The sequence below is a fragment of the Shewanella chilikensis genome, from assembly GCF_002836945.1.
GTDB classification, from domain to species: domain Bacteria; phylum Pseudomonadota; class Gammaproteobacteria; order Enterobacterales; family Shewanellaceae; genus Shewanella; species Shewanella chilikensis.
In genome coordinates, this window is the sequence record NZ_NIJM01000014.1 from 35914 (window position 1) to 48715 (window position 12802).

Annotated in this window: 9 protein-coding genes and 2 tRNA genes; 4 read left to right on the forward strand and 7 right to left on the reverse strand. The window is 50.8% G+C overall.

The window, feature by feature from the left end; translation table 11 throughout:
* Positions 1-105 precede the first annotated feature (105 nt).
* Together CX651_RS07255 and tamB are read left to right on the forward strand one after the other, a co-directional pair.
* The gene (locus CX651_RS07255) at positions 106-1905 is read left to right on the forward strand and encodes an autotransporter assembly complex protein TamA (RefSeq protein ID WP_101055196.1); all 1800 of its coding nucleotides are present in this window, start codon (positions 106-108) and stop codon (positions 1903-1905) included.
* On the forward strand, positions 1902-5900 hold the full coding sequence (tamB, locus tag CX651_RS07260) for an autotransporter assembly complex protein TamB (protein ID WP_101055133.1): 3999 nt from the start codon (positions 1902-1904) through the stop codon (positions 5898-5900). Before CX651_RS07255 ends, tamB begins: the two co-directional genes overlap by 4 nt.
* Before the next feature lie 164 nt (positions 5901-6064).
* Here tamB and rplY read toward each other — a convergent pair whose 3' ends face one another.
* Positions 6065-6352, reverse strand: a complete 288-nt coding sequence (gene rplY / locus CX651_RS07265) for a 50S ribosomal protein L25 (RefSeq protein WP_039033277.1) — start codon at positions 6350-6352, stop codon at positions 6065-6067.
* A 298-nt stretch (positions 6353-6650) separates the two neighbouring features.
* Between rplY and CX651_RS19960 the strand changes: the two genes are divergently transcribed.
* Positions 6651-7154, forward strand: a complete 504-nt coding sequence (locus CX651_RS19960) for a hypothetical protein (protein ID WP_165564994.1) — start codon at positions 6651-6653, stop codon at positions 7152-7154.
* On the opposite strand, the gene CX651_RS07270 is transcribed toward CX651_RS19960, so the two are convergent.
* Both CX651_RS07270 and CX651_RS07275 read right to left on the reverse strand, forming a co-directional pair.
* Positions 7042-7590, reverse strand: coding sequence for a DUF882 domain-containing protein (locus tag CX651_RS07270; protein ID WP_101055135.1), 549 nt, complete (start codon positions 7588-7590; stop codon positions 7042-7044). The two genes, CX651_RS19960 and CX651_RS07270, sit on opposite strands and share 113 nt — an antisense overlap.
* A gap of 212 nt (positions 7591-7802) precedes the next feature.
* Positions 7803-9257 carry a L,D-transpeptidase family protein gene (locus CX651_RS07275; RefSeq protein ID WP_229839770.1) on the reverse strand — a complete coding sequence of 485 codons (1455 nt, stop codon included), beginning with the start codon at positions 9255-9257 and terminating at the stop codon, positions 7803-7805.
* A 215-nt stretch (positions 9258-9472) separates the two neighbouring features.
* Between CX651_RS07275 and CX651_RS07280 the strand changes: the two genes are divergently transcribed.
* Entirely contained in the window at positions 9473-9751 is a 279-nt protein-coding gene (locus tag CX651_RS07280; RefSeq protein WP_101055140.1) for an HU family DNA-binding protein, read from the forward strand.
* Positions 9752-9966: 215 nt separating this feature from the next.
* Here CX651_RS07280 and CX651_RS07285 read toward each other — a convergent pair.
* The 4 genes from CX651_RS07285 to uvrC all read right to left on the reverse strand — a co-directional run bounded on the left by CX651_RS07285 (position 9967) and on the right by uvrC (position 12741).
* Positions 9967-10040, reverse strand: a tRNA-Cys gene (locus tag CX651_RS07285).
* Positions 10041-10076: 36 nt separating this feature from the next.
* Positions 10077-10152: transfer RNA gene (locus tag CX651_RS07290), tRNA-Gly, on the reverse strand.
* 163 nt (positions 10153-10315) lie between these two features.
* On the reverse strand, positions 10316-10864 hold the full coding sequence (gene pgsA / locus CX651_RS07295) for a CDP-diacylglycerol--glycerol-3-phosphate 3-phosphatidyltransferase (RefSeq protein WP_039033280.1): 549 nt from the start codon (positions 10862-10864) through the stop codon (positions 10316-10318).
* A gap of 47 nt (positions 10865-10911) precedes the next feature.
* Positions 10912-12741 carry an excinuclease ABC subunit UvrC gene (gene uvrC, locus CX651_RS07300; RefSeq protein ID WP_101055142.1) on the reverse strand — a complete coding sequence of 610 codons (1830 nt, stop codon included), beginning with the start codon at positions 12739-12741 and terminating at the stop codon, positions 10912-10914.
* Positions 12742-12802: the final 61 nt, after the last annotated feature.

Below are 12802 nucleotides of genomic sequence, written 5' to 3' on the forward strand. Positions count from 1 at the left end.
GAGATCAGAGGCGACAATGCAACAATGTTACATTAAACAAAAGTTCTGATTTCCTTGACCAAAAACAGTCGCTTTCCCGCGTATATCCTGAGTTTTGCGTCGATCATGCTGGCCAGCCCCCGAGCAAATAGCGCCGATGATCCTCTGCTTAATCTCCGCATCGAAGGGGTATCGGGTGAGCTTGAAAAAAATATCCGCGCACACTTGGGCAACTTTCCTGAATCCGAGGTGCAACGCCGTGCCTATCTGTTTAATGTCAGCGACAGTGTCGAGGCCGCGCTGGAATCCATGGGCTATTACCATGGCGAACTGGAACAGGAACTCAAGGAAAACGAACAAGGGCCGTGGGAGCTCAAGCTTACAATTACCCCAGGGGAAGTCACCCGTTTGCAATGGATCGATATCCGCCTCGAAGGCGAAGTGCTAAACGATCCCTGGATCAATCGCTGGCTCAGCCAAATCAAGATCAAACCAGGCGATCCTCTCAACCACGGTGATTATGAGCGGATAAAATCGCAGCTAATCTCGCTGGCGCTGGCTCGAGGCTATTTTGACGGCCATTATCAGAAATCGGAGATCCGCGTGAATCGCGATCTCAACCTGGCACAACTCAACCTGTATTTTGACTCGGGCAAGCGCTACAAGTTTGGCGATGTGAGCTTTGAGGGCCACAGCCTACAACCGCAATTGCTCGAAGATTTACTGCCATTCCAACCCGGCGCCCCCTACAGTACCCGCAAAGTCACACAGCTTAATCAAGAGTTGTTGGATACCGGCTATTTTTCCAATATCAAGGTGTTACCTCAAATTGACAAGTTGACGGAAGACAGCATACCTGTGCGGGTCGAACTGAGCCCAAGACCGGATCATTCTATAGAGCTGGGTCTGGGGGCTGATATCGGCTCCAGTACAGACAGTAATCTGGATCCCAGAGTCAGAGTGACTTGGCGTACTCCGCAGCTCAACAGTTACGGCCACTCTCAGGAAACCAGCATAGAATGGTCGAGAGACAGACCTAAATTCCTCTCGACTTATACCATACCCCTGACTCACCCTTTGGATGATCAGCTCAAGATCCGTGTCGGCCTGCTAAGGGACAAATACGGTGTTACTCAAGACTATGTGCCAGAGGATAGGGACTTTAGCAATACAGGTCAGTTGGAATCGACCAAGAAGCTTTTCGGGGTTGGCCGCAGCAAGCGGCTCAATAACGGTTGGCTTCTCAATTACTCGCTGGAGGCAATTCAGGAAAGCTATACCCAGTCAGGCGTTGATTATGACCCACAATTCCTGCTGTTTGGCACCACCCTCTCCAAGACCAGCCGCGGCGATAACAGTCTGGATCCCAAGTCGGGTTTCAGGCAACTCTATAGCGTTGAATATGCCGACCCTTCACTGGGTTCAGATGTTCGCCTGACCCGGATGCAGGCCAAGTTCAAATGGATTGAGACTTTCTTTGACAAGCACAGATTTGTCTCCCGTCTCGATCTCGGGATCAATCTGGCGGCCGAAGGCGATCTGGCGATCATTCCTCCCTCACTGCGTTATTTTGCCGGCGGTGATCAGAGTATTCGCGGTTACAGCTATCAAGAACTCGGCCCCCACCTGGATTACACCAATGACAAGGGCGGCCTGTCTCGGGAAGTTGTCGGTGGCCGCTATCTGGCTGTCGGTAGCCTGGAGTATCAATATTACCTGACCCCAAGCTGGCGTGTGGGTACCTTTGTCGATGCCGGTAACGCCTTTGATGTCAATCAATTTGATCCTGTGGTTTCCGTAGGCGGTGGTATTCACTGGATATCCCCCATAGGTCCCATCAAACTGGATGTGGGCTTTGGCCTGCACGAATCCGATGCCGAAGACAGGCCCTGGCGTATTCACCTGACCATGGGGACAGAATTATGAGCCAAACCCCAATGCAGCAGGAACCCAACTCAAGCAACAAACAAAGGGCAAAGAAACCGTCTCCCCGCTGGCTCAAGTGGCTGAAGTGGTCTACCCGTACCCTCTTGTACATTCCGCTCGGCTTGTTGGTACTGTTGGCACTCTTGCTGGGCACGGCGCCCGGTAGCCATCTGGCGGTATTTATTGCCAGTGCTTTAGTACCGGATCTGGAGCTGGAATATGCTTCCGGCACCCTGAACCGGGAGCTGCAACTCAAACAGCTTCATTGGCAGATGGACGGTATCAGTGTCGATGTAGATGCCGTTACCCTTGCCTGGCAACCTGCGTGCCTTTTGCAAAAACAGGTATGTGTCGACACCCTGGAATTAACAACAACCCAGGTCGACATAGACACTCAGGCCTTCGCCTCAGATTCAACTGCAGAGGAAGATACGCCCAACTCGGAAGAACTGGTATTACCCTTTGGCATCAGCCTGAAACAAGCAAGCCTCACGGATATTCAAGTGCGGGTCGATGAGATGCACTTTGATGCTGCGGCATTGAATACCGCAGCCAATTGGCAGGAAAGTGGGTTACAAGTCATCCAGCTTGAGAGCCGCGGGCTCAGCGTGCTGCTCCCCGAGGCTAATGCGGCAGAAGCGCAAGCGGCAGACAAAGACAAATCAGCCGCCGCGGCTAAGCAACAAAAAGCGGCGCAAAAAACCGAGACTGAACAATGGGTGCTGGCAAACATGCCAAAGGTTGCCATGCCCTTCCCCATCTATTTAAAACATGCCGAATTGCAGAACTCGCGTCTGCAGATTTTGGGCAGGGATGACAGCTTCCAGGAACTGCGTCTCAGTGCCAGCTACATAGGCACCGAGCTGCGGGTCAACGAGTTTTATGCCAAACACACAGATGCCAGTCTGTCACTGGAAGGTGAACTGACTCTGGATAAGCACTGGCCCATGGCACTGACGGCGCAACTGGAGTTACAGCGTTTATCTGAACTGCCGGGGCTCGAGCAGCAACAACTGGATCTCGCCCTCAAAGGCGATTTCAGCGACTTGCAGCTCAAGGCCAAACTCAGTGGCAAGCAGAGCCTGGCACTCAATGCCAGCATCAACCTTGCCAAGCCGGAACTGCCCTATTCGCTGAATGTCTCGGAAGGAGAGCTTTACTGGCCCTTTGACCAGGCTCAGTACAGTGTCAACGGACTAGAACTTGAAAGCAGCGGCGATCTCAAGCAACAAACCGCCAATCTGGTTGCACAATTAAGTACCCCCTTCTACCCCGAACTACTCCTCAATACCCGCCTGGCACATCAGGACCAAAAGCTCAAGATTGAAGAGTTCAGCAGTGACAGCAGCGCCGGTAAAGTAATGCTTCAGGGGACGCTGGATTATGCCCAAGCCATAGCCTGGGATGCAAAGCTTGAACTATCTCATTTCAACAGCGGCGCGATCAATCTGCCGCCTGCGGAGCAAACTGCCAAAGAAAAAGAAGCAAATAGCCAAGTAGCCAAAAATAAAAGCACCAGCGACGTCGAGGCTGGCAGCGCACAAAGCCAAGCTAACGGGAGCAAATCCGATGAAAGCCAGGTTGAAGATAAGCCAGTGATCCCATCCAGCGATATTAGCGGCCAGCTTGCCACTCGTGGCAGCTGGCAGGAAGGCAAATGGCGAGTAAGTCTCAAGCAAGCCCAACTTCAAGGCTTACTGGACCGCCTGCCATTTGCACTGACAGGCGATTTGGAAATAGATGATTCGCTTGAGCTCAGCAGCCAAGGATTATCGCTGCGGGCACTCAATACCCGCCTGGACCTTTCCGGCAGCGCCAAAGAGCAATGGGATCTCAGCGCCACGTTGGACGTGCCCGACTTCAATCTCTGGCATCCCGAGGCGTTTGGTGCTTTAACTGCCGATATCCAAGTAGTGGGCGATGCCAAACACCCGCAGGTACAGCTCAATGCCGAGACCCAGAGTATCAAATTTGGCGATTTTAATCTCAGCGGCAGTCGCCTCAAGGCGCTCTATGCACCACTGGATCTGCATGAGTTTGCCTTATCGCTGAAAACAGGTGAGTTTGACGGTGCAGGTATTCATCTTGATAGTATCACTCTCAGAGCCAAGGGCAATGAACAGCAGCAGAAGTTGGGGCTGGAAACCGAGGGCGATCTGCAACTGGATACTGCCATCCACAGTAAACTGGATCTCGCCAAACAAAAGGCCAAGGTAGAACTTAGCAGATTCAACGTGGGATCCATTCTGGGACTATGGCAGCTTGAACAAACTGCGTCACTGGACTGGGATCTAAAGCAAAACCGAGGCGAGCTCAGCGCCTTTTGTTTAAGTCATCCATCCAGCCAACTCTGCTTAACCGATAATGTCATCCTCACCGACAAAGGCGAAGCCAAGTTGCACTATCAGGGGCAACCCGGGCAACTGCTGGCCAAGCTGTTACCCGAGCGATTCACTTGGCAGGGTGAAGCCTCAATGGATGCAGCCGTCGCCTGGCAACCCGGCGCGCGTCCACAGGGCAATCTCAGCTTCCAGTTGGCCCCCGGAACGGTAAGCCTTAAACGCAAACAGCAAGCCAGCGCCAGCATCGACTATCAGGCACTGACACTCAAGGCCACCTTGGACGATGATGCGTTAAGAAGCCATATTCTGTTCAATTCTGATGCTCTGGCCCGCTGGGAAAGCCAGTTGGATATCAAGGTAACCCCGGATCGCAGCCTCAGTGGTTACGTCAATATTGACAAGGTCAACCTGCAACTGCTTGGTCAGTTTATGCCGCAGCTCGAAACCGTTGAGGGTCTACTTGCAGCCAACTTGAAGTTGGCTGGTAGCCTCAATAACCCGGAGCTCAGTGGTCAACTCAGCCTACGAGATGGTGAACTGGCCAGTACAGCCAACCCGACTAAACTGGAGCAAATCTCCCTGGATCTGGCTTTTGCCGGCCAAATGGCCGAGCTCCGGGGCCAATGGATGATGGGCAGCGGCCAAGCCAATCTCAGCGGTCAACTGCGCTGGCCACAGGGTCAATTCAGTGGCGATATCCAGCTCAAGGGACAAGAACTCGGTGTTATTCAACCGCCGCTGGCAATTGTCAATATCAGTCCGGATATTCAACTGCATTTCAGCCCGGACGCACTCGATATTTCGGGCGAGATCAAGGTGCCTTCCGGCAACATCAAGGTGGTGCAACTGCCGGCCGGCGGAGTGAGTGTATCATCCGATGTGGTGTTCAGTGACTCCATTTCCGAGCAGGAAGTCAAAGCATCGCCCATGGCCCTGAGTGCCAATCTGAACATAGATGTCGGTGATAAACTGGCTATCGATGGTATGGGCCTCAAAGGGATGTTGGTGGGTACCTTGCGGATGCAACAAGCGCCCCAGAAACCGCCGCAACTCTTTGGTGATATCAAGGTGGTTAACGGCAGCTATAAATTCATGGGTCAGACGCTGAAAATTGCCACAGGTGCGGTACAGTTTGTAGGGCCTATGCAGATCCCCAACCTCAATATCGAAGCCGTTCGGGAGATCCGCGATGAAGATATTACCGCTGGGGTACGTATTACAGGCACTCCCAAAAAACCGATAGTGACGTTATTCTCCAACCCGGCCAAGGAGCAGGCGGAGATCATTTCCTATATCGTTCAGGGGAAAGGTTTTGGCGCAGGTAACGAGCAAAATAACTCATTGATGATGGGCGCCGCGTTATCGCTGAGCTCTCAGGTTGATGGTGGCGCCATTTCTACCTTGGGTGACACAGCCGCTGGGCTGGTGGAGATGTTTGGTTTCTCCAATGTGCAGTTGGATACCAATGATGATGGTAAAGTCGCCATCAGTGGCTATATTGGCAAAGACTTGATGATCAAATACGGTGTCGGTGTATTCAATCCGGGTTATGAAATGACGGTACGCTACTATCTGTTATCGCAGCTCTACCTGGAAAGTGTATCCGGTACTCTGGGCCAATCATTGGATATCTACTACAGCTTTGATCTTTAAGCTGTAAACTCTCATGGTAGCGGATGCCCGCCTTGCGGGTATCCGCTGCTTATCCCTGCTGGCCGGGATATAAAATGCGACTTAAACTGTCCCTGCAGCTCAAAATCCCAAATACAGACATAAAAAAAGCGCCCTGAGGGCGCTTTTCAACATCCAATTATAAATTAAGCGTAAACGAAGTCTACGTGCTCAATCATTGGCTTAAATACGTGACGCTGCATAGCCTGGGCACGTACTTTAACTTCTTTACCGTCCAGAACTATGGTCAGATCGCTGGTATAAAAGTCTTCGTTGGTTTGGATGTTGATGATATCTTTGTGTTCAAACACGATGGCAACGGCTTCTTTGCCGGCGCCATAGATAACACCTGGAACTTTCCCGTCACGACGCAGGCGGCGGCTCGAACCTTTCCCAATCTCAGTGCGGGTTTGTGCTGGAATAGTGTAAGACATAATAATACTCTTTAGATAGTCAATAACTGGCAACTATTTTCGACCAATAGCTGCCTTCATATAAAGCGGGCGAATACTAGCACAAAGGCAGCAAACCAAACAAGTTGATTTGGCCTTTAAAGGTAAAAGAAAAGCCTACTTTTCCCCCTATCATGCTGTTGCTCATCTGTAACATCTGTAATCATTAAGAAAAGCCATTGCTTAGCAGAGGTTTTACCCTGATCGAGATCACAATTTTTCCATCGAGCTGCTGCTACCCTGCTTTCAGTAATCTGGTTTTATTACATGAAGCAGGCCGATGAACGCCAATCTGCAGCAACTGATACGGGATGATAGCCTGTGCTATAAACTAGCAGCGGAACTCCATTACCTGATCGAACATGCTCCCTTTCAACAGGAGAAGCTCGACCTGATTTTATTGGAGTTTCTTGCCTGTAATCAGCAGAAAAGCGGCCATCTGTTACACCTGATGCGTGCCTGCAGCTGCCCGGATCTTATCGAGCAATTGAGCTCAGATGCCCTCTTTTATGACAGACTCAACACCTTGGTCGCCGACTGGCAGCAAACCCGTGAGCTGTTACGTCTCAGATTCCAGTTCAGCGAGTTGATGGTACTGCTGGAAGACAGAAAACCCCGCGAACAGAGCTTTATCCGCAGGGCAGAAACCAACTTTTCTGTGGTAGAAAAACCTACCAACTGCGCACCGGTCCGCAGTCAATGTGGACAAATCCCGACTTCGGATAATAACCGACTCCCCCTAGTTTTAATGACAGGGCAGCCTCACGCAAAGTCTGAAGGTTAACACCGGGGATCGCGATATCCATCGCCATACCCCGCATATGGTAACTCTTCTTGGCGACACCGTTACTCTTACCGGCCAACATGGCATTGGTTTTAGGCGAACGATAACCTGAAATCACGTGGATCTCTTCAGAAATCGACAACGTCTGCTGCAGATTGAACAGGAGATCAAACAAACGTTTATCCATGGGAGCTGCGAGGTTCTGCCGATGATCCCTAAGCAGATGGCTAAACTGAGACAGAGTGCTACTCTGATAATGACCGTCTTTCCAATAAGTCCCATCGCCACGCTCCCCTGTATGGCGATTATAAAAACTCAGGTATCGACTACCTTTGGTAGACCGACTCGCCATCGCTTTTGAAGGAAGCATAGAAACCATTGCCGCGCCACCAAGACCCATCAACAACTGCCTACGGGCAGGACATACTACTGACACTTATTCACCTTGCACAAAAAACAACCACAAGGCGGCAAATTATACGGGATTAACGCCAAGGTCAAGCGCCGATTTGGACCCAGCGCAGGTAAACTTTTCCCGGAGAATAGGTGAAAAATGGGATAATCCCTTGTGCCATATTAAGTTAGTGCAACAGGCTTAACGCTCCGTCAAAACGGCAAAAAATCCGTTGAAGATAATGTCGGTAAACCTCAAGGGCCTAACAAATGCGCTTCCCCGCCCGACCGCGGCTCAGGCTTGTTAGCCCATTCAGTATCCAATCTCATCTGTGCCTGAGTAGCCACCTTAACCCCGGGACTCAACTGATAGATGTCGCTGCGAAATTGCGTTCTTTCCCACTCATCTATCCAGGCTGTCCAATAAACCAGATGAACTGGCAGGCGCTGTTCGAAGGCAAACCATTGAGTGGTTTGATAATCACTCTGCATCCGCTGCCAGCTTCTCTTATCCCGCACCAGATTATTGGCCATCCAAGACGCCAACTCTTCCACCTTGTCGACTCGAATACAACCGGATGACAAGGCGCGATTAGCCTTGGCAAACAGATGCTTGTCCGGTGTGTCATGCAGATAAACATTAAAGCCATTGCTGAAGTGAAATTTGTAACGCCCCAGGGCATTATCGGCACCCGGTTGCTGCACCAACCGATAAGGGAAACGGCCACTCGCCTCTTTTTGCCAGGCTTCGGCACTCTCTTCAACTTTATTGCCCTGATAATCATAGACATTGAAATGCCGCTGCTGCAGATATTCACCGTCTTTACGGATCTGCGGCAGTAAGTCGCGCCTCAATATGCCCCTTGGCACAGTCCAGGTTGGATTCAAAACTATGTTGGTTATCTCACTGCTGAGCAGTGGGGTTTGCCGATAGGGTTTACCGACTATGACCCGGGAGCGCAACTGCACCTGGTTGTCATCCACCAGAGTCAACTCAAACGCCGGGATATTAACCAACAAGTAACGCTTCCCCAGTTGCTGTTTGTAAACGGTGCGAGCGACAAAGTTGCCGGCCAGCATGCGGGCACGTTGCAATGGTTCAGTATTGAGCCAACGCAGTGTATCTGGACCAATGATGGCATCGGTTTTAAGCCCGTGGCGGGACTGAAACGCTTCTACCGCCGAAACCAACTGCGGTGAATAAAGCTTGTCATTTCCCGGAGTCTCTCCAAGATCACCAAGCCAATATAAACGCCTGGCAATCGTCGGGATCAGCAGATGGCTGTCACCTGGGCTCAGCCAACCACCTGGGTCCAACCTGGGCCATTGATGCCGCTCAGCGAGCCAGATCAAATAGCGTATCCGGCTGCTGGTGGCCAGATAGTCATCCCCCTGAGGTTCCAGCGCCAGCGCTCGGCTGAGCGAATCCGCATCAGGAGGTAGCGTGTTGAAGGTCAAAGGAACGCCGTGGCGCTTCCAGAAATAGGCAATATCCTGCTCTATCCCCTCACGCAATTCCAGCTGTAAATTGAGATCTCCACGGCTCATAGAACGTAAATCTTCGGCAAACTCCTGCCCTTCAGGCAGCAGCGCCAGCAACTGCAACTGATTATTCAGGATCCTGAGCGCGGCATCATCGGCTTTCACTGTAAAGACCGCGCTGCAGAGGAGCAGAATGATCAGTAAAGGCATTAACACGCACTTTGTCATATCGGCCTCCCGGGACATAAATTCAATTATGGCAAATATGCGCTGTGATTCGATGATATTTTGCAGACAACTGGCTGAATAGCCGTAGATTAATATAGGACTTTAACTGACAACTTATCATTAGCGATTGATAATCAACCAGTTATCAGCGTAAGACTGTGATTATAGAGATTATTTTGATATAAAATCCTGCCAAAGTAGCAACAGGCAATATAATGAACAGAAAAATGCTCATTCGGCAGATGGCCGAAAGACAACAGATCTCAATGTCTCAGGCCAAAGTACAACTGCAATATATTCTCGCCAGCCTTACCCAGGCTCTCAGAGAAGGCGAAAAGGTTTATCTGCCACAATTCGGCACTTTCGAGCTCAGATACCACCTTCCCCGCAACGGTCGTAACCCACAAACAGGCGAACCCTTGGAGATTGCCGGCGGCAATCAGCCAAGCTTTAAGGCTTCCCCATCACTGAAACAAGCGCTGCTGCAAGATTAATCCGTTCTCGGGGCAGGCTCTCTGCCCCTTCACAAAGGCGATGTTTATTTTCAACGATACTGACGCTTGTATCTGACTTTGGGGCTGGGATTGGATCTGATATAAATCAGCCGCTATTACGGACATAAACTGGTACAGACGTATGCTTGGCATGAGAACAGAGGCTAAGTTTGCTTGGAGTGACTTTAAGGGAATTCAATGAGGAGAATTAAATTTGGAGGCGCGACCCGGAGTCGAACCGAGATCGACGGATTTGCAATCCGCAGCATAGCCATTCTGCCATCGCGCCTTTTTGAGGTCACAGCATCTGAGTGCCGTGTAAGATTGGAGCGACATATCGGGTTCGAACCGATGACCTGTACCTTGGCAAGGTACCGCTCTACCAACTGAGCTAATGTCGCGTCACTTTTCTTGCTTCGTATTCAGAGCCTGCCCTGACTACGGATTGGCATTCTACGCTTTTAACCCTGACTGTCAACGAAGAATTAGTGCTTAACTGTTTGCTTGGACACTAAATAATCTTATCGAAACATTATTGTGCAACCAGGTACAAATTAGCGCCTTTTAACCGGCTATCAGATCCTTCCAGGCCGCTTTGATATAGCTGATCATCGACCAGAAGGTTAAGAAAGCTGCCACATAGAGTAAGGCGTAAGCGGCATATATCATCCAATCACCTTGCTTCCAGATAAGGCCGATAATTGCCACCATCTGGGCAGCAGTCTTGTATTTACCGATCCAGGATACCGCCACAGCACCGCGTTTACCTATCTCTGCCATCCACTCACGCAGTGCTGATATTACCAACTCACGTCCTATCATGAACATCGCCGGCAAGGTCAGCCAGATAGTGTTGTAATCTTCGACCAACAGCACTAAAGCCGTGGTCACCATCAACTTATCGGCTACTGGGTCAAGGAAGGCACCGAAACGAGTGGACTGCTCCAATTTACGGGCCGCATACCCATCCAAGGCGTCGGTAATAGCTGCAAGCCAGAAAACAAATGCAGCAACAAACGGCGCCCAAGTGTACGGAAAGTAAAATACCAGAACAAAAACAGGCAGTAAGAACAACCTAAACCAGGTAAGGGCGATGGGTATATTAAACGGCATGATAAAACCAAATAATCAAAAGCAGCGCCAATCTTGCCTGATTTTTACTACCCCCGCAATGCATCGTGTATCGTTTGAGCCATTTCTGGACTGATCCCTGGCACTTTTGCCAATTCTGCCACACTTGCCCCCTTCACTTGTTGTAATCCGCCCAGATATTGCAGCAAAGCCTTGCGTCTTTTGGGACCAATCCCCGGGATAGACTCCAAGCTTGAGGTGTTGCGGGTCTTTTGACGTTTATTTCTATGACCGGTAATCGCAAACCTGTGGGATTCATCACGAATATGTTGAATAAGATGCAGCGCCGGCGAATCATCCGGCAGTGAAAAGCTCTCTTCGGTATCACCGAAGATAAGGGTTTCCAAGCCGGGTTTGCGGCTTTCGCCTTTGGCGACCCCAATAAGCGTAGGTACGGCCTCTATGCCGACAAACTTCTCGTTAACCACTTCCTGAGCCATTCTGAGTTGCCCAAGGCCGCCATCGATAAAAACGATATCCGGGATCTTGCCTTGGGCACTGACCTTATCAAACCTGCGAGTTAAGGCCTGCTTCATCGCCGCATAATCATCTCCGGGGGTAATACCCTTGATGTTGTAACGCCGATACTCGCTCTTGTCCGGCCCTTCGCGATTGAACACCACGCAGGAAGCCACAGTGCTCTCCCCCATGGTATGACTGATATCGAAGCACTCCATACGTTTAATCGGGGTGCTTTGTTCAAGCGCCTCTTCAAGCAGCAGAAATCTTTGCTCCACCGTATTGCGGTGGGCCAGCTTGGTATTGACCGCATTGGTAGCATTGGTCTTGGCCAGGCGCAAATAACCGGCTCTGTCACCCCTGACTCGGGTGCGGATGGCCACTTTCTTGTTCAGCGCTTCCATCAGCACCTGTTCCAACTCTTCCAACTCCTCGTAGCCGTCACTCAGGAGAATTTCCCGCGGGATAGTACGCTGAATATCAACATTGAGATAAAACTGCAGCATAAAGGCTCTGAGTACTTCAGCCATTTCGGTCTGCGCCGGCACGCTGGGGTAATAACTGCGACTGCCAAAAATCTTACCCTCGCGAATGAACAACAGATGGAAACAGGCCACCCCTGAGGCGTAGTGCACCCCAATCACGTCAAGATCACCATGGCTGGATGACACTTCCTGCTGCTCAGCCACCCGCCTGAGCGCCATGATCTGATCCCGATAGCGTGCCGCCTGTTCATAAGCCATGGACTCGGCCGCCTGTTCCATTTTCTTGACCAAGGCGCTGAGCACCTGCTGATCCTTGCCCTTGAGAAACAGAGTTGCCAGCTTGACCTGCTCCTGATATTCCTCATCAGAGACCTTGCCGACACAAGGAGCGCTACAACGCTTGAGCTGGTATTGCAAACAGGGACGCGAGCGCGCCTTGTAGTAGAGATCGTCACATTGACGAATAGGAAACAGCTTCTGCATCAAATGCAGGCTTTCACGCACCGCACCACCATTGGGATAAGGCCCAAAATACTGCCCCTTCTCCCGCTGCGGTCCCCTGTGGTAGGCGAGCCTGGGGTGCCTGTGCTGGCTCAGCAAAATAAAGGGGTAAGACTTATCATCCCTGAGCAGCACATTGTATTTCGGCAAGTACTGCTTGATGTAATCGTTTTCCAGGATCAGCGCTTCGGTTTCACTGTGAGTCAGTGTCACATCGATATTAGCGATATGAGACACCAGCGCCTGAGTCTTCACATTAGGAAGATTCTTGCGAAAATAAGACGATAGCCGTTTCTTGAGATCTTTGGCCTTGCCCACATAAATCACACTACCGGCACTGTCGTACATACGATAGACGCCCGGTGCCGAGGTCAGATTTTTAAGAAAAAGCTTGGGATTGAATTCCTGCGGCATGAACCCACTCTATGAATAACGGCTGAGGAGATAAAGATTTCAGGGACAGAAAACAACAAAA

Bases quoted from the DNA above. Each gene is read 5' to 3' on its own strand.
- CX651_RS07255 (WP_101055196.1), top strand. From the start codon at position 106: ATGCTGGCCAGCCCCCGAGCAAATAGCGCCGATGATCCTCTGCTTAAT.
- pgsA (WP_039033280.1), bottom strand. From the start codon at position 10,864: ATGCCGTTTAATATACCCATCGCCCTTACCTGGTTTAGGTTGTTCTTA.
- CX651_RS07275 (WP_229839770.1), bottom strand. From the start codon at position 9,257: ATGACAAAGTGCGTGTTAATGCCTTTACTGATCATTCTGCTCCTCTGC.
- tamB (WP_101055133.1), top strand. From the start codon at position 1,902: ATGAGCCAAACCCCAATGCAGCAGGAACCCAACTCAAGCAACAAACAA.
- CX651_RS07280 (WP_101055140.1), top strand. From the start codon at position 9,473: ATGAACAGAAAAATGCTCATTCGGCAGATGGCCGAAAGACAACAGATC.
- CX651_RS19960 (WP_165564994.1), top strand. From the start codon at position 6,651: ATGAACGCCAATCTGCAGCAACTGATACGGGATGATAGCCTGTGCTAT.
- rplY (WP_039033277.1), bottom strand. From the start codon at position 6,352: ATGTCTTACACTATTCCAGCACAAACCCGCACTGAGATTGGGAAAGGT.
- uvrC (WP_101055142.1), bottom strand. From the start codon at position 12,741: ATGCCGCAGGAATTCAATCCCAAGCTTTTTCTTAAAAATCTGACCTCG.